General features: G+C 74.3%; 19 protein-coding genes, 1 tRNA gene and 1 pseudogene. 14 read left to right on the top strand and 7 right to left on the bottom strand.

What is annotated here, in order from left to right:
• The first annotated feature begins 105 nt into the window (after positions 1-105).
• The 9 genes and pseudogenes from obgE to FHD63_RS09085 all read left to right on the top strand — a co-directional run bounded on the left by obgE (position 106) and on the right by FHD63_RS09085 (position 7,501).
• Positions 106-1,611, top strand: a complete 1,506-nt coding sequence (obgE, locus tag FHD63_RS09125) for a GTPase ObgE (RefSeq protein WP_139721789.1) — start codon at positions 106-108, stop codon at positions 1,609-1,611.
• A gap of 112 nt (positions 1,612-1,723) precedes the next feature.
• A complete protein-coding gene (gene proB, locus FHD63_RS09120) occupies positions 1,724-2,848 on the top strand; it encodes a glutamate 5-kinase (RefSeq protein WP_174964924.1) in 1,125 nt (374 codons plus the stop codon).
• A gap of 36 nt (positions 2,849-2,884) precedes the next feature.
• Positions 2,885-4,171, top strand: a pseudogene (locus FHD63_RS09115) (glutamate-5-semialdehyde dehydrogenase); the annotation flags it as partial.
• Positions 4,172-4,211: 40 nt separating this feature from the next.
• Positions 4,212-4,436, top strand: coding sequence for a hypothetical protein (locus FHD63_RS09110; RefSeq protein WP_139721787.1), 225 nt, complete (start codon positions 4,212-4,214; stop codon positions 4,434-4,436).
• A complete protein-coding gene (gene nadD, locus FHD63_RS09105; protein WP_420853096.1) occupies positions 4,436-5,020 on the top strand; it encodes a nicotinate-nucleotide adenylyltransferase in 585 nt (194 codons plus the stop codon). Before FHD63_RS09110 ends, nadD begins: the two co-directional genes overlap by 1 nt.
• The gene (rsfS, locus tag FHD63_RS09100) at positions 5,021-5,404 is read left to right on the top strand and encodes a ribosome silencing factor (protein ID WP_139721786.1); all 384 of its coding nucleotides are present in this window, start codon (positions 5,021-5,023) and stop codon (positions 5,402-5,404) included.
• 8 nt (positions 5,405-5,412) lie between these two features.
• Complete coding sequence (locus FHD63_RS09095) at positions 5,413-6,060, top strand: histidine phosphatase family protein (RefSeq protein WP_139721785.1); 648 nt, start codon at positions 5,413-5,415, stop codon at positions 6,058-6,060.
• Positions 6,061-6,122: 62 nt separating this feature from the next.
• Positions 6,123-6,195: transfer RNA gene (locus tag FHD63_RS09090), tRNA-Ala, on the top strand.
• 61 nt (positions 6,196-6,256) lie between these two features.
• Positions 6,257-7,501 carry an MFS transporter gene (locus FHD63_RS09085; protein ID WP_158296744.1) on the top strand — a complete coding sequence of 415 codons (1,245 nt, stop codon included), beginning with the start codon at positions 6,257-6,259 and terminating at the stop codon, positions 7,499-7,501.
• Here FHD63_RS09085 and FHD63_RS09080 read toward each other — a convergent pair.
• The 7 genes from FHD63_RS09080 to aceB are packed head-to-tail and all read right to left on the bottom strand — an operon-like array spanning position 7,486 to position 14,600.
• Positions 7,486-7,989 (bottom strand): type II toxin-antitoxin system PemK/MazF family toxin, encoded by a 504-nt coding sequence (locus FHD63_RS09080; RefSeq protein WP_139721783.1) that lies wholly within the window; start codon positions 7,987-7,989, stop codon positions 7,486-7,488. The two genes, FHD63_RS09085 and FHD63_RS09080, sit on opposite strands and share 16 nt — an antisense overlap.
• Complete coding sequence (locus FHD63_RS09075) at positions 7,986-8,735, bottom strand: IclR family transcriptional regulator (RefSeq protein ID WP_139721782.1); 750 nt, start codon at positions 8,733-8,735, stop codon at positions 7,986-7,988. Before FHD63_RS09075 ends, FHD63_RS09080 begins: the two co-directional genes overlap by 4 nt.
• Entirely contained in the window at positions 8,732-9,595 is an 864-nt protein-coding gene (locus FHD63_RS16585; protein ID WP_238705603.1) for a (Fe-S)-binding protein, read from the bottom strand. The genes FHD63_RS09075 and FHD63_RS16585 overlap by 4 nt, the downstream gene beginning before the upstream one ends.
• The gene (locus FHD63_RS16580; protein WP_238705602.1) at positions 9,502-10,146 is read right to left on the bottom strand and encodes a 4Fe-4S dicluster domain-containing protein; all 645 of its coding nucleotides are present in this window, start codon (positions 10,144-10,146) and stop codon (positions 9,502-9,504) included. Before FHD63_RS16580 ends, FHD63_RS16585 begins: the two co-directional genes overlap by 94 nt.
• A complete protein-coding gene (locus tag FHD63_RS09065) occupies positions 10,146-11,453 on the bottom strand; it encodes an FAD-binding oxidoreductase (protein ID WP_139721781.1) in 1,308 nt (435 codons plus the stop codon). Before FHD63_RS09065 ends, FHD63_RS16580 begins: the two co-directional genes overlap by 1 nt.
• Positions 11,453-12,928, bottom strand: coding sequence for an FAD-linked oxidase C-terminal domain-containing protein (locus FHD63_RS09060; protein WP_139721780.1), 1,476 nt, complete (start codon positions 12,926-12,928; stop codon positions 11,453-11,455). The genes FHD63_RS09065 and FHD63_RS09060 overlap by 1 nt, the downstream gene beginning before the upstream one ends.
• 55 nt (positions 12,929-12,983) lie before the next feature.
• Positions 12,984-14,600 (bottom strand): malate synthase A, encoded by a 1,617-nt coding sequence (aceB, locus tag FHD63_RS09055; RefSeq protein WP_174964922.1) that lies wholly within the window; start codon positions 14,598-14,600, stop codon positions 12,984-12,986.
• 166 nt (positions 14,601-14,766) lie between these two features.
• Between aceB and FHD63_RS09050 the strand changes: the two genes are divergently transcribed.
• From FHD63_RS09050 to trmB, 5 genes are all read left to right on the top strand, one after another.
• Positions 14,767-15,195, top strand: coding sequence for a GNAT family N-acetyltransferase (locus FHD63_RS09050; RefSeq protein ID WP_139721779.1), 429 nt, complete (start codon positions 14,767-14,769; stop codon positions 15,193-15,195).
• Positions 15,196-15,252: 57 nt separating this feature from the next.
• Positions 15,253-16,776 (top strand): molybdopterin-dependent oxidoreductase, encoded by a 1,524-nt coding sequence (locus FHD63_RS09045; protein WP_139721778.1) that lies wholly within the window; start codon positions 15,253-15,255, stop codon positions 16,774-16,776.
• Positions 16,777-16,807: 31 nt separating this feature from the next.
• A complete protein-coding gene (locus FHD63_RS09040; RefSeq protein ID WP_139721777.1) occupies positions 16,808-17,533 on the top strand; it encodes a fasciclin domain-containing protein in 726 nt (241 codons plus the stop codon).
• 195 nt (positions 17,534-17,728) lie between these two features.
• Complete coding sequence (lepA, locus tag FHD63_RS09035; protein ID WP_139723075.1) at positions 17,729-19,594, top strand: translation elongation factor 4; 1,866 nt, start codon at positions 17,729-17,731, stop codon at positions 19,592-19,594.
• The gene (trmB, locus tag FHD63_RS09030) at positions 19,591-20,310 is read left to right on the top strand and encodes a tRNA (guanosine(46)-N7)-methyltransferase TrmB (RefSeq protein ID WP_238705601.1); all 720 of its coding nucleotides are present in this window, start codon (positions 19,591-19,593) and stop codon (positions 20,308-20,310) included. Before lepA ends, trmB begins: the two co-directional genes overlap by 4 nt.
• The last annotated feature ends 1 nt before the right edge of the window (position 20,311 follow it).

Below are 20,311 nucleotides of genomic sequence, written 5' to 3'. Positions count from 1 at the left end.
CTGATGAGACGCCGGGTCCGCCCGGCGCGCGGCATCGGCGACGCCGGTGGGTCCGACACGACCCGCCGGCGTCGCGGCGTCTGCACCCCCTGAGAGGATCCCCCCATGGCCAACTTCGTCGACCGGGTCGTGCTGCACCTGCGCGCGGGCAAGGGGGGCCACGGGGTGGCCTCGGTCCACCGGGAGAAGTTCAAGCCGCTGGGCGGTCCCGACGGCGGCAACGGCGGTCGCGGCGGTGACATCGTGCTGCGCGTGGACGCGCAGGTCACCACCCTCATCGACTACCACCACGGACCGCACCGCAGCGCCCCCAACGGCCGGCCGGGCGAGGGGGACGAGCGCAACGGGGCCCAGGGGGAGGACCTCGTGCTGGCCGTGCCGTCGGGCACGGTCGTCACCACCCGCCGGGGCGAGGTCCTGGCGGACCTGGTGGGGGAGGGCACCGAGTTCGTCGCGGCGCGCGGTGGTCGCGGCGGGCTGGGCAACAAGGCCCTGGCCTCGCCGCGGCGCAAGGCACCCGGCTTCGCGCTGCTCGGGGAGCCGGGTGAGGAGACCGAGGTCGTCCTCGAGCTGAAGACGCTCGCCGACGTGGCCCTCATCGGCTTCCCCTCGGCCGGCAAGTCGTCGCTGGTCAGCGTGCTGTCCGCCGCCAAGCCCAAGATCGCCGACTACCCCTTCACCACGCTGGTGCCCAACCTCGGGGTCGTCACCGCCGGCGGGGAGCGCTTCACCATGGCCGACGTGCCCGGCCTCATTCCCGGGGCCAGCGAGGGCCGGGGGCTGGGGCTGCAGTTCCTCCGGCACGTCGAACGCTGCCACGTCCTCGTGCACGTCATCGACTGCGCGACCCTGGAGCCGGGACGTGACCCGCTCACCGACCTGGAGGTCATCGAGGCCGAGCTCGCGGCCTACGTGCCCCACGGCGAGCTCGGCGGCATCCCCCTCGCCGAGCGGGTGCGCGTGGTCGTGCTCAACAAGGCGGACGTCCCCGAGGCGCGCGAGCTCGCCGAGATGGTGCGGCCGGACCTGGAGGAGCAGGGCTACGAGGTGCACGTCGTCTCCGCGGTCGCGCACCAGGGCCTCAAGGAGCTGACCTTCGCGCTGGCCGGGCACGTGGCCCGGGCCCGTGCCGAGCACGTCGGGACCGAGCCCGCGCGGGTCGTCCTGCGCCCGCGGGCGCTGGACGACCAGGGCTTCACCGTGCGCCGCGAGGGCGGCGCCGAGGACGAGGTCTTCCGGGTCCTCGGGGAGCGGCCCACGCGCTGGGTGCGCCAGACCGACTTCGCCAACGACGAGGCCGTCGGGTACCTCGCCGACCGGCTCGCCCGGCTGGGCGTCGAGGAGGAGCTGCTCAAGGCGGGAGCGGTCGCCGGGTCGACGGTGCTCATCGGCCCGGAGGACGACGCGGTCGTCTTCGACTGGGAGCCGACGATGGCCGGCGGCGCCGAGCTGCTCGGCAGCCGTGGCACGGACCTGCGGCTGGACGAGCGCTCCCGCCCGACCCGTGCCCAGAAGCGCGAGGCCTTCCACGACCGCAAGGACGCCGCGAGCGCCGCCCGCGAGGAGCTGGAGGCCGAGCGCCGCGCCGGCCGGTGGACCGACGAGGACTGACCCGGCACGGTCCCACCGGCCGCGGGTGCGTGCGGGCCGGGGCGGGAGGCCCGGGGTCAGGCCCTCGGGGAGGGTGCATGACTATGCACGGACGTGGAATAGTATTCGTCCCATGGCCCCGACCGTCGACCGCAGCGTCATCCGGGACGCGCGCCGCATGGTCGTCAAGGTCGGCAGCTCCTCGCTGACCGGACCGCAGGGCGGTCTCGACGGCTTCCGCCTGCAAGCGCTCGCCAGCAGCCTGGCCAAGCTGTCGCTGGCCGGGACCCAGGTCGTCCTGGTGTCCTCGGGCGCGATCGCCGCCGGCATGGTGCCGCTGGGCCTGGATCGCCGGCCCAAGGACCTCGCGACCCAGCAGGCCGCCGCCAGCACCGGTCAGGGGGCGCTCATGGCGGCCTACACCCAGGCCTTCACCCTCCACGGGGTCCAGGTCGGGCAGGTGCTGCTCACCGCCGACGACATGCACCGGCGCAGCCACTACGTCAACGCCTCGCGTACCCTGGAGCGCCTGCTGGAGCTCGAGGTCGTGCCGATCATCAACGAGAACGACACGGTGGCCACCGACGAGATCCGTTTCGGCGACAACGACCGGCTCGCCGCGCTCGTGGCCCACCTCGTCGACGCGGACGCCCTCGTCCTGCTGTCCGACGTGGACGCGCTCTACACCGCGCACCCGTCCCGGCCGGGGTCCTCCCGCATCCCGCTCGTCGCCGGGGCCGAGGCGCTGACCTCCGTCGACGTGAGCAGCGCCGGGTCGGGCGTGGGCACCGGGGGGATGCAGACCAAGGTCACGGCCGCGCAGATGGCCGTCGCGGAGGGCATCCCCGCCCTCGTCACCAGCACCGACCAGGTCCACCAGGCGCTGCGCGGCGAGGACGTCGGCACGCTCTTCACCCCGGTCGGCACCAAGAGCCCGGCGCGGCGGCGGTGGCTGGCGCACGCGAGCAGCGCGACCGGCAGGGTCGTCCTCGACGACGGCGCCGTCGAGGCGGTCGTGCGGCGGCAGACCTCCCTGCTCCCGGTGGGCATCACCCGGGTCGAGGGCCGCTTCAGCGCGGGGGACACCGTCGACCTCTGCGACCAACGGGGCCAGGTGGTGGCCCGCGGGCTCGTCGGCTACGACGCGGCCGAGCTGGGCCCGCTGGTCGGCCGCCGGATGGTCCGTGACGCCGCGCTGCGCTCCGGTGCCCCCGCGCCCCGGCCGGTCGTCCGCCGGGACGACCTCGTCGTCCTCTAGCCCCGTCATCCCCGTCACCGGCCACCCCGATCAGGAGGTCCCATGAGCACCATCGCCCCCGAGGTCGTCGACCACGTCGCCCAGGTCGCCCGGGCCGCGCGCACCGCGGCCCGCCAGCTCGCCCTGCTGACGCGGGCCGAGAAGGACGCCGCCCTGCTGGCGCTGGCGGACGCCGTCGACGCGGGAGCCGACCGCGTCCTGCAGGCCAACCGGGAGGACCTCGAGCGGGGCCGCTCCGCGGGTCTGCCGGAGAACCTGCTGGACCGCCTCACCCTCGACGAGGACCGCATCGGCGCCGTGGCCGACGCCCTGCGGCAGGTCGCCTCGCTGCCCGACCCCGTCGGCGAGGTGGTGCGCGGCTCGACGCTGGCCAACGGGCTGCAGATCCGCCAGGTGCGCGTCCCCATGGGGGTCGTGGGCATGATCTACGAGGCCCGTCCCAACGTGACCGTCGACGCGGCCGGGCTCGGCCTCAAGAGCGGCAACGCGGTCATCCTGCGCGGCGGGTCCGCCGCGGGGTCGACCAACGCCGCGCTGGTCGACCTGCTGCGGGCCGGTCTCGAGGAGCGGGGGATCTCGCCGGACGCGGTCAGCCTGCTCTCCGAGGGCGGCCACGACGCCGCGCGGGCCCTCATGACCGCCCGCGGCCTCGTCGACCTGGTCATCCCCCGCGGGGGCGCGAGCCTCATCCAGACGGTCGTCACCGAGTCGACGGTGCCCGTCATCGAGACCGGTATCGGCAACTGCCACGTCGTCGTCGACGCGAGCGCGGACACCGACATGGCGGTCGCCGTCGTCACCAACTCCAAGACGCACCGCACCTCGGTGTGCAACGCGGCCGAGTCGCTCCTGGTGCACCGCGACGCCGCGGAGCGGGTGCTGCCCGGTGTCATGGAGCAACTGGCCGCCGCCGGCGTCACCGTGCACGGCGACGAGCGGATGCGACCGTACGCCGAGGCCGCCGGGGCGGCATACCAGCCGATCACCGACGAGGACGACGACACCGAGTTCCTCTCCCTGGACATCTCCGCCCGGGTGGTCGACGACCTGGACGCCGCCATCGCCCACGTCCAGGAGCACACCAGCGGTCACACCGAGGCGATCGTGACGGCCGACCGCGCCGCCGCCCGCCGGTTCACCACCGAGATCGACGCGGCCGCGGTGCTGGTCAACGCCTCCACCCGGTTCACCGACGGCGGCGAGTTCGGCTTCGGGGCCGAGATCGGCATCTCGACGCAGAAGCTGCACGCCCGCGGCCCCATGGCGCTGCCGGAGCTGACGACCACCAAGTGGGTCGTGGAGGGCGACGGCCAGGTCCGCTGACCCTGCCTGGCGGCCGCCGACGACAGGTACAGTGGTCCCCATGTCGCCCGCGCAGAGCCTGCACCTCCTCGCCGCCGCCGAGGAAGGCGGTCACCACGTCGTCAACGAGCTGCCCTTCCCGCCGATCATGTTCGGCGTGATCGCCATGCTCTCCTTCCTCCTGCTGCTGGGCTTCCTGTGGTTCTTCCGCAACACCCTGGCCCTGGACCCGCACGGGGTGGCCGACGCGCACCACAACCCCGACATGGGCCGAGACCAGCACTGATGCGGCTCGGAGTGATGGGTGGGACCTTCGACCCCATCCACCACGGCCACCTCGTGGCCGCGAGCGAGGCGGCCCACCTCCTCGGGCTGGACGAGGTCCTCTTCGTCCCCACCGGGCAGCCCTACCGCAAGGACGCGAGCGAGGTCACCGACGCCGAGCACCGCTACCTCATGACGGTCATCGCGACCGCCTCCAACCCCAGCTTCACCGTCAGCCGGGTGGACGTGGAACGCGAGGGCCCCACCTACACCCTCGACACCCTGCGCGACCTGCGCGCGGAACGCCCGGGCGACGAGCTGTTCTTCATCACCGGCGCCGACGCGCTGGCGCAGATCCTCTCCTGGAAGGGCGTCTCCCAGCTGTGGGAGCTCGCCCACTTCGTCGGGGTCACCCGGCCCGGTCACGTCCTCACCGACGCCGGTCTGCCGGAGGACAAGGTGACCCTGCTCGAGGTCCCGGCCATGGCCATCAGCTCCACGGGGTGCCGCGAGCGCACCGCGCAGGGCGAGCCCGTGTGGTACCTCGTGCCCGACGGCGTCGTCCAGTACATCGGCAAGTACGACCTCTACCGGAAGGACCCCTGAGTGGCAGCCACCCCACGTGCCGTCGAGCTGGCGCAGGCCGCGGCCGCCGCGGCCCAGGACAAGCTGGCCCAGGACGTCGTCGGTCTCGACGTGTCCGGTCAGCTCGCCCTGACCGACGTCTTCGTCATCGCCTCGGCCCCCAACGAGCGGCAGGTCGGCGCTGTCGTCGACGCCGTCGAGGAGCGACTGCTCCAGCTCGGCGCCAAGCCGTTGCGCCGGGAGGGCCAGCACGAGGGGCGGTGGGTGCTGCTCGACTTCAGCGACATCGTCGTGCACGTCATGCACTCCGAGGACCGTCAGTTCTACGACCTCGAGCGGCTCTGGAAGGACTGCCCGCACGTGCTGCCCAGCACCGCTGCGCCGGCGGCTCCCGACGAGGCCTGAGCGCAGGGATGCGGCGGGTCATCGTCTGGCGGCACGGCGAGACCGCGCACAACGCCGGAGGCGTCTACCAGGGGCAGCTGGACACCGAGCTCTCGGAGCGGGGCCGCGAGCAGGCGCAGCGGGCCGCCCGCGCCCTGGCCGGGCGGGGGGCCGAACGCCTCGTCTCCTCCGACCTCTCCCGCGCCCTGCAGACCGCCGGCGAGCTCGCGGCGGTGACCGGGCTCGAGGTCGAGCGCGACGAGCGGCTGCGCGAGATCCACGTCGGTCGCTGGCAGGGCCTGACCCACGCCGAGGTGTCCTCCCGCTACCCGCAGGCCCAGCTGGCCCTCGAGCGCGGTGAGGACGTCGTCCGGGGGGAGACCGGGGAGCGGCTGGCCGATGTCGCGACCCGCACCCGCGCCGCCTTCGAGGACGTCGTCGCCGGGCTGCACGAGCACGGGACCGCGGTGCTGGCCACCCACGGCCTGGCCACCCGGGCCCTCGTCTGCGCCGTGGTCGGCCTCGACGTCGCCCAGACCTCGCAGGCCCTCGTGGGTCTGCGCAACTGCCACTGGGCCGACCTCGTCGAGCACCCCAGCGGATGGCGGCTGGAGACGTGGAACACCGGCGCCCCGGACGCCCCCGCGGCAGGGACGATCACCCACCCCGTGCCGTGAGCAGGGATTTGGCGATTGCCGAACGCGCTGGGTAAAGTAGCGGAGTCCTCACGGGGCGACCCGGGGCTGTGGCGCAGTTGGTAGCGCACCTCCATGGCATGGAGGGGGTCAGGGGTTCGAATCCCCTCAGCTCCACCGGATCAGGGCCGGGCACCCAGGTGCCCGGCCCTTTCTCGTGGCCCGAGGGAGGTATGCCGTGTCCAGGCGGGGTGGTGCAGACGCGGCCGACCCCGGGTTCCGGCTGCGGGACGTCGCCCTGCCCGCCTTCGCGCCCACGGTCGTCAACGCCGTCGGGCTGGGCGCCATCACCCCCGTGCTGGCCCTGCTCGCGCGTGACCTGGGGGCCAGCGTCGGCGAGGCGGCCTTCGTCGTGGCCGTGCTCGGCGTGGGCAGCCTGCTGGGTGCCCTGCCCGCGGGAGCGCTCGTCGCGAGGATCGGGGAGCGGCGGGCCATGGTGCTGGCGGGCGTCGCCGACGCGCTCGCCCTCGTCGTCGTGGCCCTCGCGCCCTCCCTGGCGGTCCTGGGCGCCGGGGTCGTCGCCAGCGGGATGACCTGGGCGGTGTTCCTGCTGGCCCGGCAGGGCTTCCTCATCGTCGTCGCGCCCGTGCACCTGCGCGCCCGCGCCATGTCGACCCTCGGCGGCTCGCACCGCATCGGGGGGTTCCTCGGGCCGGTGCTCGGCGGGGCGCTGCTGGCGGTGACGGGGGAGCTGCGCTCGGTGTTCTGGCTGGCGGCCGCGATGGCCCTGCTGTCCGCCGTCGTCGTGCAGCTGGCGCCGGACCTGACGGCCCGGCACGAGCGGGCCGCGCGGGCGGGCGGCGCCCGCCCCACCCGGGTGCTGGCCGTGCTGCGGCACCACTGGCGCACCCTGGCCTCGGTCGGCAGCGCGGTCGTGGTCATCTCCGGGGCGCGGTCGCTGCGGATGGTCCTGCTGCCGTTGTGGGCCGACCACGTCGGCATCTCCGCCGCGACGACCTCGCTCGTCTTCGGGGCCGCGGCCCTGCTGGAGATCTGCCTCTTCTACCCCGCCGGATGGGCCATGGACCGGGCCGGCCGCACCGTCGTGGCCGTCCCGGTGGTCGCCCTCATCGGGCTGGGGGTGCTGCTGCTGCCGCTCACGGGCGCCGTCACCGGGTTCACCCTCCTGGCGCTGCTCATGGCGGTCGGCAACGGCCTCGGGTCGGGGATCGTCATGACGCTGGGGGCCGACACGGCACCCGAGGAGGGCCGGGCGCAGTACCTCGGCGGCTACCGGCTGGCCGGTGACGTCGGCGGGCTCGGGGGACCCCTGCTCGTCTCCGGGCTCTCGCTCGTGGTCCCGCTCGCCGCCGTGTGCGTCGTCGTGGGGTCCCTCTGCCTGCTCGGCACGGGGTGGGTGGCGCACCGGGTCGGCCGCATCGACCGCCGGCGTCGAGCCCGCCTCGCTCAGAGCCCGGGGTAGTGCCGGCGCACCTGCGCCACGACGCGGTCGAAGACCCCCCGGTCCAGCTGCGCGCCGGTGCGGCGGACCGCACCCGGCTCCAGCCGCAGCAGCCGGTCGACCCTCGCCTCGCTGGGTCGGCGCCGGTGGTCCCACCCCCCGCTGCCGACGTCGACCCAGTGACGGCCCGCCCTCGCCTCCTGCGCGGCGTCGCGGTCGTGGTCCTGGCTCGTCAGCGGCAGGGCCAGCAGCAGGGGACCGTCGCGTCCGACGACGAGGACCGGACGGTCCTTGCCCTGGCTCGCGTCCTCCTCGTAGGGGACCCACGCCCACACCACCTCGCCGGGGTCGGCCCGGTCGTCCGCGACGGGGGCGTAGCCCAGCCGCGCGCCGGGCGCCGGTCCGGACGGCGGTCGCGAGCCGGGCTGCCCGCGCCGCTGCGGCGTCGCGGCGCGCTGCGCGCTGCGGGCGGCGCGCAGCAGCACCCGGCCGACGTCCCGCGCCCTCACGACGCGTCCCCCAGGCCGGCGGCGATGCGCCGCAGCACGGGCACGACCTCGTGGGCGCGCTCGCGGGTGAGGCGCTCGGTGGGTCCGCTGACCGACAGGGCGACCTCGAGCGCGCCGACGGGCACCGGGACGGCCACGCAGCGCACGCCGAGCTCCTGCTCCTCGTCGTCGAGGGCGAAGCCCTGGTCGCGCACGGCCGTCAGCTCGGTGGTGAGCGAGGACACGGTCGTGAGGGTATGCCGTGTCCGCGCCTCGAGCGGCCGGCCCGCCAGGAGCTCGGGCCAGGTGTCGCCGGGCCGCCCCGCGAGCGCGACCTTGCCGACCGCGGTGGAGTGCAGCGGCACCCGGCGGCCCACCTCGGCGAAGATCCGCAGGGTGTGCGGGGAGGGGGACTGGGCGACGTAGACCATGGCGTCGCCCTCCAGCACCGCGAGGTTGGCCGTCTCCCCGGTCTCCAGGACCGCCTCGCGCAGGGCAGGAGCGGCCGCCGCGCCCAGCGCGCGGTAGGACGCGTCGCCCACCCGCAGGGCCGCCGGGCCCACGGCGTACCGCCGGTCGGCGTCCTGCCGGACCCAGCCGCGCGCCGCCAGCCCGGAGACCAGGCGGTGCGTCGTGCCCGGCGCCAGGCCCACCTCCCGGGCGATCTCCGTGACCCCGAGCGGGGAGGCGCCCGCCAGCAGCTCGACGATGTCCAGCGCGCGGTCGACCGACTGCACGCCGCGGGGGCGCCCCTCGTCGCGGCTCACCGGTCGGCACCGTCCGCGCGCGGCTGCGTCGGCAGACCGGGCAGCGGGACCCCGCGCAGGGACGCGTCGAGCACCACCGCGGTGTGGACGAAGGGCAGGGGGCGCCCGGCGCGCTCCAGCGCCCGGCTGATCTGCATGAGGCACCCGGGGTTGGCGGTGACGACGAGCCCCGCCCCGGTGCGCAGGATGCTCGCCGCCTTGCGGTCGCCGAGCTCGGTGGCCGGCTCGGGCTGCAGGATGTTGTAGACGCCCGCCGACCCGCAGCAGATCTCCCCGTCGGGGATCTCGACGAGCTCGACCCCGGGGATGCCGCCGAGCAGCTCGCGCGGGGCGCTCGTCACGCCCTGGGCGTGCCGCAGGTGGCAGGCGTCGTGGTAGGCGAGGGTCACCGGCGCGGGGGCGACCGGGTGCCGCGGCGCCACCGGCCCGAGCTCGACGAGGACCTCGCTGAGGTCGCGGACCCGGCCGGCGAAGGCGCGGGCCCGCTCGGCGTAGTCCGGGTCGTCGGCCAGCAGGTGGGCGTACTCCTTCATCGTCGAGCCGCACCCTGCGGAGTTGACCACGACCGTCTCAACGCCGGCCTCCTCGAAGGTGTCGACGAGGCGGCGGGCGAAGCGACGCCCCTCCTCCTCGCGGCCGGTGTGCACCGAGAGCGCGCCGCAGCAGCCCTGCGCCTGCGGAGCGACGACCTCGCAGCCCTCCGCGGCGAGCACCCGGACGGTCGCCGCGTTGACCTCCCCGAAGAACTCGCGCTGCACGCAGCCGGTCAGCATCCCCACCACCGCGCGGCGGGTCCCCTGCGCCGGGGTGCGCCCGGGCACGGCGACCCGGGGCCCGAGCGGGGGAGCCAGGGACTGCATGACCTCCAGCTCGGGGCTGACCCGTCCCACCAGCCCGGTCCGGCGCACCAGGCCGAGCGCGCCCGAGCGCTGGGCGGCCCGCAGCGGGCCGCGCAGCAGGCGCAGCCGGTCGGGGTGGGGAACAGGGCGAAGATGAGCGCGCGCAGGGCGCGGTCCCGGCGCGGGCGGGTGACCCGCCGCTCGACCTGGGCGCGGGTCTGCTCCAGGAGGCGGTCGTAGCGCACGCCCGACGGGCAGCTCGTCACGCACGCCATGCAGCCCAGGCACGCGTCGAGGTGCCCGACCGTCGCCGCGGTGAGGGGGGCACCCTCGGCGGCCGAGCGGATCTGGTCGATGCGGCCCCGGGGGCTGTCCATCTCCTCGCCCCACAGCTGGTAGGTCGGGCAGGTGGTGAGGCAGAAGCCGCAGTGCACGCAGTCGTCCAGCAGGTCGGGGTCGGGTGGCCGGAGCGCGTCGAAGGCCGGGTCGGCCAGGACCGGCGAGGCGGTCTCGCGGACGCGCGGCATCCCGAGCAGCGTGCGGCGCGGTCCGGGTCCTGGTGCGGCAGTCATCACAGTCCTCCCACGAAGCGTCCCGGCGCGAGGGTCCGCCCGGGGTCGAACTGCGCCTTCACCCGGCGCATGAGCTCCAGCCCGGGCACCGGCCCCCAGGTGCTGGCGGCGTCCAGCGACGCCTTGACGGCGGGCGGGGCGTCGAGGACCACGGTCGACCCGCCCAGTCTCGTCGTGGCCGCCCGCACCGCCGTGACCGCCTCGAGGACCTCCGTGACCGGGGTCTGCTCGGGCAGCGTGGCGCGCAGCACGCCCACCCCGGCGGACCCGGTCACGGTCAGCCCGTGGTCGTCCGCGACCTGCACCAGCTCGGGGATGCCGCTCAGCCGTGCGGTGACGGTGAGCAGGGTGGGGCGCAGCGCGACCTCCTGCTCCGTGGACCGGGCCCGTCCCGCGTCCGGGACCACGTGCCGGATCTCGCGCGCGGTGGTGTGCTCGGGGTCGACGACGGCGACCGCGTCACCGGCCAGGGTGGGGGAGGCGAGCTCGGCCGCGAGCCGCCCGGCCCGGTGCCGGGTGCTCCCGGGACCACCGCCCAGACCGACCGACACCAGGGCGTCCACGCCGGGTTCGGTGTGCACCTCGAGGGCGTGCGGGGCGAGCTGGCTGTCGACGAGGTGCGCGAGCACCGGCGCGAGCCGGTCGCGGGGGACGCGGACCAGCACCTGCCGGACCTCGAGCGGCTCGGGGTGCAGCCGCACGGTGACCTCCGTGATGACGGCGAGGGTGCCGAACGAGCCGGTGAGGAGCTTGCCGAGGTCGTAGCCCGCGACATTCTTGACGACCTTGCCGCCCGCCCGCGCCACCGTGCCGTCGGCCAGCACGAGGCGCACCCCGATGACGAGGTCACGCAGCGGACCGGACCGGAGCCGTCGCGGCCCGGACAGGTTCGTCGCCACCGCGCCGCCGAGGGTGGAGCCGGCCGCGTCCGTCCCGCGGCCCACGGCGAGGTCGTCCACCACCAGCTCGTGCCGGGCCCCGGCGAGCAGGTGGCGCAGGCGGGTGAGCGGCATACCGGCCCCGGCCGTCGCGACGAGGTCACCGTGCGAGTGCTCGACGAGCTGCGCCATGCCTCCCGTCTCCAGGACGACGTCGACCCGCTCCGGGGGCCGCCCCCACGCCAGCTTGCTGCCGTGGCCGCGCACCACCACCGCCAGCCCGTGGGTCGAGCAGACCTGCAGCAGCGCGGACGTCTCCTGGGCGGAGGCCGGTCGGGCCACCACCCGGGCGGGGACGCCGTCGACGGCGTCCGCCTCCGCCGCGGGCCGCACCGCGCACGCCGCGCCCAGCAGGCGCTCCAGCGTCATCAGAAGACCTCGGCCCCGTCGGGGACCGCCTCGTCCGCCGCGTGCACCACCCGCGGGCGCTCGCCGCACATCCGCGGGGTGGGGTAGATCTTGCCCGGGTTGGCCAGGCCCGCCGGGTCGAAGGCGCAGCGCAGCAGCTGCATGGTGTCGAGGTCGGCGGGCTCGAACATGCGCGGCATGTACCTCGCCTTGTCGGCACCCACCCCGTGCTCACCGGTGATGGACCCGCCGTGGGCGATGCACAGGTCGAGGATCATCCCCGAGACCTCCTCGGCGCGCTCGGTCGCCCCCTCCTCGTCGGCGTCGAACAGCACGAGGGGGTGCAGGTTGCCGTCGCCCGCGTGGAAGACGTTGGCCACCCGGACCCCGCGGTCGGCGCTGATCCGGCCCATCTCTCGCAGCACCTGCGGGAGCGCGGTCCGCGGCACGACCCCGTCCTGGACGATGTAGTCCGGCGAGATCCGCCCGACCGCGGCGAAGGCCGACTTGCGGCCCCGCCAGATCTCGGCGCGCTCCGCGGCGTCGCCGGCCGTCCGGAACTCCAGGGCGCCCTGCTCGCGGCAGATCCGCCGCACCTGCTCCAGCTCCCCCTCCACCTCCAGGGCCGGCCCGTCCAGCTCGACGACGAGCACCGCGCCGGCCCCCTCCGGGTAGTCGCACGACACCGCCGCCTCGGCGGCCTCGATCGCGAGCGCGTCCATGATCTCCATCGCCGCGGGCACGATCCCCGCCGCGATGACGGCGCTCGTGGCGGCCCCGGCGTCGTCGGTGCTCCCGAAGCCCGCCAGGCAGGTCCGCACCTCCTCGGGCAGGCGGGTCAGCCGCAGGGTGGCGCGGGTGGCGACGCCGAGCGTGCCCTCGCTGCCCACGAAGGCGCCCAGCAGGTCGTAGCCCGGGGCGTCCGGGGCCTCGGTGCCGAGCGTGACCTGCTGGCCGTCCGGCGTGACGACCTCGAGGGAGAGGACGTGGCCGGCGGTGAAGCCGTACTTGAGGCAGTGCGCCCCGCCGGAGTTCTCGGCCACGTTGCCGCCGACGGAGCAGATCTGCTGGCTGCTGGGGTCGGGCGCGAAGTAGTAGCCGTGCGGGTCCGCGGCCCTGCTGACGGCGAGGTTGACGACGCCGGGGTCCACCACGGCGCGCTGGTCCTGCGGGCGCACCTCGTGCAGCGTGCGCAACCGGCTGGTGACGACGAGGACGCCGTCGGCGTGGGGGAGCGCGCCCCCCGAGAGGCCGGTGCCCGAGCCCCGGGCGACGAAGGGGACGCCGTGGCGCGCGCAGGCCCGCACGACCAACGCGACGTGGTCCGCGCTCTCCACGAGGACCACCAGGGCGGGCCGGACGCGGTAGGCCGCCAGCCCGTCGCAGGCATACGTCTCGCGCTGGGCGGGGTCGGTGACCAGGGTGTGCTCCGGCAGCACACCCTGCAGCTCGTGCAGGAGCGCGCGGACCCCCGCCTGTGCGTCGCTCTGCGTCATCGCCTGCCTCCTCGGTGCGCCCTCGGGTCAGCGTAGGTCACGGTCGCCGGGCGGCTCAGGGCATCGTCTCGTAGGCCGGCACGGTGAGGAAGTCGACGAAGTCGTCGGCGACGGCCACCTGGAGGAAGAGCTCGGTCGCCGCGCGGTGGTCGGACTCCTCCCCGGGGAGCTCGGCCACCACCTCGTCGGTGAGCCGGTGGACGAGCTCGCGGGTCACCGGCTCGCCGGTGTCGGCGAGGGTGACCCCGTGGTGGAGCCACTGCCACACCTGGCTGCGGCTGATCTCGGCGGTCGCGGCGTCCTCCATGAGGTGGTGGATGCCGACCGCGCCTCGGCCCGTCAGCCAGACGGAGAGGTACTGAATGCCGACCTCGATGTTGGCGCGCAGCCCCCGCTCGGTGACCTCGCCGGGGGTGGCGGCGACGTCGAGCAGGTCGGCGGGACGGACCCGGACGTCCTCCCGGGTGCGGTCCAGCTGGTGCGGCCGCCCGCCCAGGACCTGGTCGAAGACCTCCCGGCACGTGGGCACCATCCCGGGGTGCGCCACCCAGGAGCCGTCGAACCCGTCGTCGGCCTCGCGCTGCTTGTCGGCGGTGACCTTCTCGAAGGCCGCGGCGTTGACCTCCTCGTCCTTGGACGGGATGAAGGCGGCCATGCCGCCGATGGCGTGCGCGCCGCGCCGGTGACAGGTGCTGACGAGCAGCTCGGTGTAGGCCCGCATGAAGGGCGCGGTCATCGTCACGGAGGCCCGGTCGGGGAGCAGGAAGTCCGCCCCGCGCGTCCGGTAGGTCTTGATGACGCTGAAGAGGTAGTCCCAGCGGCCGGCGTTGAGCCCGGCGGAGTGCTCGCGCAGCTCGTAGAGGATCTCCTCCATCTGGAAGGCCGCCGGGAAGGTCTCGATGAGGCAGGTGGCGCGGATCGTGCCCCGGGGGATGCCGAGGGCGTCCTGGGCCAGGAGGAAGGCGTCGTTCCACAGCCGGGCCTCGAGGTGGTGCTCCATCTTGGGAAGGTAGAGGTAGGGGCCCTTGCCGGCGTCGAGCTGGGCGCGGGCGCTCGCGCCCATGAAGAGGGCGAAGTCGACCAGGCCCCCGGCGACCCGCTGGCCGTCGACGGTGACGTGCTTCTCGTCCAGGTGCCAGCCTCGCGGCCGCATGACGATCGTCGGCAGCCGGCTCTGGTCGGTGGTCGTGAGGGCGTACTCCTTGCCCTCGGGGGAGGTGTAGGAGATGGTGCCCAGGATCGCGTCGCGCAGGTTGATCTGCCCCTCGACGACGTTCTCCCACAGGGGGGTGTTGGCGTCCTCCTGGTCGGCCAGCCACACCCGGGCCCCGGAGTTCATCGCGTTGATGGTCATCTTGCGGTCGGTCGGCCCGGTCATCTCGACCCGCCGGTCCTCCAGCCCCGGCGCGGGGTCCGCCACCCGCCACGTGCGGTCGGAGCGGATCTGGGCGGTCTCGGGCAGGACGTCCAGGTCCTCCCCGGCGGCGACCCGCGCGACGACCTCCGCCCGGGCGGCCAGCCGCTGCTGCCGGCGCGGCTCCAGCTCCCGGTGCAGGGAGGCGACCAGCTCGAGCGCGGTCCGGCTGAGGATCTGCTCGTAGCCCGGGCGCAGGTCGCCGGTGACCTCGACGCCGTCGGGCAGGTCCAGGGCCGTGGTCGGTGGGGTCGTCATGGCGCCTCCGCATATTCCGCTGGCTGGAATGGTGAGTTCACTGTATGAAATCACGGTAGCCGCCCACCGCCGTCCCGTCCACCGTCCCCGGTCTCGCGGGGTGTCGGGTCGCGCTCGCGGGGCGCGCTCGATGGCGGGCGGCCGGGCGGCTGGCTAGGCTGGCCCCGTGGCCGGCCACGAGATCCTCATCAGCGCCGATGACCGCCCGGGCCGCGAAGAGCTGCTCGGGCTCTACGACGCCGTGGGCTGGTCGTCCTACACCACCGACCCCGAGACCCTCGAGGCGGCCGTCGCGGGGTCGACCCGGGTCGTGACGGCCCGCTACGGCGAGGACCTGCTCGGTTTGGCGCGGGTCATCTCCGACGGGGCGACCATCGCCTACCTGCAGGACGTCCTCGTCCGACCCGAGCTGCAGCGGGAGGGGGTGGGCCGGGCCCTCGTGGTGGCGGCCCTGGAGCCCTTCGCGCGGTGCCGCCAGAAGGTCCTCCTCACCGAGGACGAGCCCGGTCAGCGCGCGTTCTACGAGTCTCTCGGCTGGACCGAGATCCGGGACCACGAGGACGGTCGGCTGAGGGCGTTCGTGCAGCTGCGGTGAGGGGTCTGTGACCTAGGTCACGCAATCCGCGACCAGGGTGGGAGCCGAACCCTGGGCATGACGACGACAACGCCCTCGCGGGGCCAGCGCGCAGCCGGAGCGGCCTCCGGGCTGCTCGCCGGCGGTGCCGGGGTGCTCGCGGGGGAGGGCCTCGCACGGCTGCTCGACGTCACCGGGCCGGTCGTGGCCGTCGGCAACCGCGCGGTCGACCTCACCCCCCGCCCGCTCAAGGAGTGGGCCATCAGCACCTTCGGCGCGGCCGACAAGGCCGTCCTGCTGGCGGGGGTCCTCGTCACGCTGGTCGTGCTGCTCCTCGTGCTCGGGTGGGTCGGTGTGCGGCACCGCGCGGTCGGGCTCACGGGCACCGCGCTCCTGGTGGCCCTGGCCGGTGCGGCCATGGCCCTCGACCCCGCCCAGGGCGGGGGCGCCCCGGCCGTCGCAGCGTCCGTTGCGGGGATGCTGCTCGTCGGGGTCGGGGGTCTGGCGTGGCTGCTCTCGGCCGTGCGGGCGCGCAGCGAGCAGGGGTCGGGACTGGACCGTCGGCGGTTCCTCCTGGCCACGTCCACCGTGGCGGCCCTGGGTGCGGCGGGCGGTGCCACCCGCGCCCTCGGGGGCTCGCCGGCCTCCGGAGAGCTCGACCTACCCACCCCCGCGATGCCGGCGGAGCCGGTGCCGGACGGTGTGAGCTTCGACGTGGACGGGCTGACCCCCCACGTCACGCCGACCCCCGACTTCTACCGCGTGGACACCGCGCTGCAGGTGCCCGCGGTGGACGCCGGCTCGCACGTGCTGCGCATCACCGGGATGGTCGACCGGCCGCTGGAGCTGTCGATGGCGGACCTGCTCTCCCGCGACCTGGTGGAGCGCCGCATCACCCTCACGTGCGTCAGCAACGAGGTCGGTGGTGACCTGCTCGGCAACGCCACCTGGATCGGCATCCCGGTGCGCGAGCTGCTCGCCGAGGCCGGCGTGCAGGACGGCGCCGACGCCGTGCGCTCGGTCAGCGTCGACGGCTTCACGGCCGGCACGCCGCTCGAGGTCCTCACCGACGACCGCGAGGCGCTCGTCGCCCTGGGCATGAACGGCGGCCCGCTGCCGGCCGAGCACGGATACCCCGTGCGCATGGTCACCCCCGGCCTCTACGGCTACGTCTCGGCCACGAAGTGGCTGACCGAGCTGGAGGTCACCCGCTTCGCGGACTTCACCGCCTACTGGACCGACCGCGGGTATGCCGCCCAGGCCCCGATCAAGCTCTCCTCCCGCATCGACGTGCCGGGCTCGTTCGCCCAGCTCGAGGCCGGTGACGTCACCGTGGCCGGTGTCGCCTGGGCCCAGACCGTCGGCATCGAGCGCGTGCAGGTGCGCGCGGACGAGGGGGAGTGGCAGGACGCCGAGCTCGGCGTCGAGGACTCCGACCAGACCTGGCGCGCCTGGCGCTGGACCTGGTCGGCCGAGCCGGGCTCGCACCGGCTCGAGGTCCGCGCGACCGACCGCGCGGGCACCACCCAGACCTCCCGGCGGGAGCCCATCGCTCCTGACGGGTCCACCGGATGGCACAACGTCACGGTCACCGTTGCGTGAGCCGTCCGACCCCATCAGAAAGGAATGCATGATGCGTATCTCCAAGGGAATCCTGGCCGTCTCGATGGCCTCCGCGCTGGCGCTGTCCGCCTGCGGCGGCGAGGGTGACGACATGGCCGCCGAGGGCGGCAGCTCGGCCGAGCAGTCCAGCGAGGACATGGCCTCCGAGGACATGGAGTCCGAGGACATGGAGTCCGAGGACGACATGGCCGACGACGAGATGGAGACCGAGGAGGACATGGCCGGCGGCGAGATGGACCCCGCCGCCAACCTCGTCGGCCCGGGCTGCGCCGACTACGCGGAGCAGGTGCCGGACGGCGACGGCTCGGTCGAGGGCATGGCCCAGGACCCGGTCGCCGTGGCGGCGAGCAACAACCCGCTGCTCACCCAGCTGACCGCCGCCGTCTCCGGCGAGGTCAACCCGGACGTCGACCTGGTCGACACCCTCAACGGCGACGAGTTCACCGTCTTCGCCCCGGTCGACGAGGCCTTCGAGGCCATCGACCAGGAGACCATGGCCACGCTGCAGGAGGACTCCGAGCTGCTGAGCTCCATCCTCACCTACCACGTCGTGCCGGGCCAGATGAGCCCCGACGAGGTCGTGGGCGAGCAGACCACGGTCCAGGGCGAGACCCTCGAGGTCACCGGCTCCGGTGACGAGCTCATGGTCAACGACGCCTCGGTGATCTGCGGCGGCGTCCAGACCGCCAACGCCACCGTCTACCTCATCGACGGCGTGCTGATGCCGCAGGGCTGACCTGCGGACCGCCGCTCGGCCCGAGACACCGGGCGGCGGACACCACGGACCTGCCCGCGCCCTTCCTTCCGGGGGCGTGGGCAGGTCCGTGCGCGCAGGGCGCCGGCGCCGCCGTGCCGCCGTCCCCGGGTCGACGTGGGAGACTGGCCCGCAAGACCACCGTCCACCAGCCTGCTCTTCTGCGAGGTGCCCGCCCTGTCTCCGCTCGCCCGACCCGCCTCGGTGCCCCAGCCGGCCTCGACCCCGCCCGAGGTCATCCGCAACTTCTGCATCATCGCCCACATCGACCACGGCAAGTCGACGCTGGCCGACCGGATGCTGCAGGTGACCGGGGTCGTCGGTGAGCGCCAGATGCGTGCGCAGTACCTCGACCGCATGGACATCGAGCGGGAGCGCGGCATCACCATCAAGAGCCAGGCCGTGCGGATGCCGTGGGCGGTGGACGCGACCTATATCCTCAACATGATCGACACGCCGGGTCACGTGGACTTCACCTACGAGGTGAGCCGCAGCCTGGCGGCGTGCGAGGGAGCGGTGCTGCTCGTCGACGCCGCGCAGGGGATCGAGGCGCAGACCCTGGCCAACCTCTACCTGGCCATGGAGAACGACCTCACCATCATCCCGGTGCTCAACAAGATCGACCTCCCCTCGGCCCAGCCGGAGAAGTACGCCGAGGAGATCGCCGGGCTCATCGGGTGCGACCCGGGTGACGTGATGCGCGTCTCGGGCAAGACGGGGGCCGGCGTGCCGGAGCTGCTGGACCGGATCGTGGCCGAGATCCCGCCGCCGGTGGGGGACGCCGACGCCCCGGCCCGGGCGATGATCTTCGACTCGGTCTACGACACCTACCGCGGCGTCATCACCTACGTGCGGGTCGTCGACGGCCAGCTCTCGCCGCGCGAGCGCATCGCGATGATGTCCACCAAGGCGACCCACGAGCTGCTGGAGATCGGGGCGATCAGCCCCGAGCCGGCGCCCACCCAGGGTCTCGGCGTCGGCGAGGTGGGCTACCTCATCACCGGCGTCAAGGACGTGCGCCAGTCCAAGGTCGGCGACACCGTGACGGGGGAGCGGAGGCAGGCCGCCCAGGCGCTGGGGGGCTACCACGACCCGAGGCCGATGGTCTTCTCCGGCCTCTACCCCATCGACGGCTCGGACTACCCGATCCTGCGCGACGCCCTCGACAAGCTCAAGCTCAACGACGCGGCGCTGGTCTACGAGCCGGAGACGTCGGGCGCGCTCGGCTTCGGCTTCCGGGTGGGCTTCCTCGGGATGCTGCACCTGGAGATCGTGCGCGAGCGGCTGGAGCGGGAGTTCAACCTCGACCTCATCTCCACGCTCCCCAACGTGTCCTACGACGTCCGCCTGGACGACGGCTCGGAGCTGCAGGTGACCAACCCCAGCGAGTTCCCGGCCGGCAAGATCGCCTCCATCACCGAGCCCGTGGTCCGCGGCACCATCCTGGCCCCGAGCGAGTTCATCGGCGCCATCATGGAGCTGTGCCAGAGCCGGCGGGGCACCCTGCTGGGCATGGACTACCTCTCCCCGGAGCGGGTCGAGCTGCGCTACACCCTGCCCCTGGCCGAGATCGTCTTCGACTTCTTCGACGCGCTGAAGTCGCGCACCCGCGGCTACGCCTCGCTCGACTACGAGCCCTCCGGAGACCAGGAGGCCGACCTCGTCAAGGTCGACATCCTGCTGCAGGGCGACACCGTCGACGCCTTCAGCGCCATCGTGCACCGGGACAAGGCCTACGCCTACGGCGTGCAGATGGCCGGCAAGCTCAAGGAGCTCATCCCGCGGCAGCAGTTCGAGGTGCCGGTGCAGGCCGCGATCGGCTCCCGGGTCATCGCCCGCGAGACCATCCGCGCCATCCGCAAGGACGTGCTCGCCAAGTGCTACGGCGGCGACATCAGCCGCAAGCGCAAGCTGCTGGAGAAGCAGAAGGAGGGCAAGAAGCGGATGAAGATGGTCGGTTCCGTCGAGGTGCCGCAGGAGGCCTTCATCGCCGCGCTCTCCCAGGACGGGAGCGGCGCCGAGACCGCGAAGTCCAAGAAGTGAGCGAGGCCGACGCCCCCCAGCACCCGGCCCGCACGCGCTCGTTCACCCGGCGCGGCGGGCGCATGCTCAAGCAGTCGCACGAGGACGCCTGGGAGCGGTATGCCGGGACGCTCGTCCTCGACGTGCCGCGGCCTCGTGGCGCCGACGCCTCGACCGGGGTGGACCCGACATACCGGATCGACCCGGCGCAGGTCTTCGGCCGCAGCGCGCCCCTGGTGGTCGAGATCGGGTCCGGGTCGGGGGACACGCTGGTGCACGCCGCCACGCAGCGCCCGGACTGGGACTTCCTGGCCCTCGAGGTGTGGCGGCCCGGGATCGGCCACGCGATGGCCAAGATGGACCGGCCGCTGCCCAACGTCCGCTTCCTCGAGGCCGATGCCGCCCTGGCGCTGCAGACCCTCCTGCCACCGGGCGGCGTGCACGAGGTGTGGACCTTCTTCCCTGACCCGTGGCCCAAGCAGCGGCACCACAAGCGGCGGCTGGTCTCCCCGGACTTCGCCTCCACGGTGGCCTCCCTCGTGCCCACCGGTGGGCTGTGGCGGCTGGCCACCGACTGGGCCGGCTACGCCCACGCGATGCGGCAGGTCCTGGACGCGCACCCCTCCTGGGAGCTCGCCTCGACCGGGCGGGCCCCGCTGCGCCCGGTGACCCGCTTCGAGCGGCGCGGGACCGAGGCCGGCCGGGAGATCGTGGACCTGGCCTACCGGCGGGTCTGAG

The sequence above is a fragment of the Serinicoccus chungangensis genome, assembly GCF_006337125.1.
Taxonomy (GTDB): domain Bacteria; phylum Actinomycetota; class Actinomycetes; order Actinomycetales; family Dermatophilaceae; genus Ornithinicoccus; species Ornithinicoccus chungangensis.
The sequence above is the reverse complement of the archived record's forward strand: the minus strand, read 5'-3'. Positions and strand labels throughout refer to the sequence as shown.

Excerpts from the sequence above, each read along its gene's own strand:
- obgE (WP_139721789.1), top strand. The coding sequence starts at position 106 with ATGGCCAACTTCGTCGACCGGGTCGTGCTGCACCTGCGCGCGGGCAAG.
- proB (WP_174964924.1), top strand. The coding sequence starts at position 1,724 with ATGGCCCCGACCGTCGACCGCAGCGTCATCCGGGACGCGCGCCGCATG.
- FHD63_RS09110 (WP_139721787.1), top strand. The coding sequence starts at position 4,212 with ATGTCGCCCGCGCAGAGCCTGCACCTCCTCGCCGCCGCCGAGGAAGGC.
- nadD (WP_420853096.1), top strand. The coding sequence starts at position 4,436 with ATGCGGCTCGGAGTGATGGGTGGGACCTTCGACCCCATCCACCACGGC.
- FHD63_RS09095 (WP_139721785.1), top strand. The coding sequence starts at position 5,413 with ATGCGGCGGGTCATCGTCTGGCGGCACGGCGAGACCGCGCACAACGCC.
- FHD63_RS16585 (WP_238705603.1), bottom strand. The coding sequence starts at position 9,595 with ATGCAGTCCCTGGCTCCCCCGCTCGGGCCCCGGGTCGCCGTGCCCGGG.
- FHD63_RS16580 (WP_238705602.1), bottom strand. The coding sequence starts at position 10,146 with ATGACTGCCGCACCAGGACCCGGACCGCGCCGCACGCTGCTCGGGATG.
- FHD63_RS09065 (WP_139721781.1), bottom strand. The coding sequence starts at position 11,453 with ATGACGCTGGAGCGCCTGCTGGGCGCGGCGTGCGCGGTGCGGCCCGCG.
- FHD63_RS09060 (WP_139721780.1), bottom strand. The coding sequence starts at position 12,928 with ATGACGCAGAGCGACGCACAGGCGGGGGTCCGCGCGCTCCTGCACGAG.
- aceB (WP_174964922.1), bottom strand. The coding sequence starts at position 14,600 with ATGACGACCCCACCGACCACGGCCCTGGACCTGCCCGACGGCGTCGAG.
- FHD63_RS09045 (WP_139721778.1), top strand. The coding sequence starts at position 15,253 with ATGACGACGACAACGCCCTCGCGGGGCCAGCGCGCAGCCGGAGCGGCC.
- FHD63_RS09040 (WP_139721777.1), top strand. The coding sequence starts at position 16,808 with ATGCGTATCTCCAAGGGAATCCTGGCCGTCTCGATGGCCTCCGCGCTG.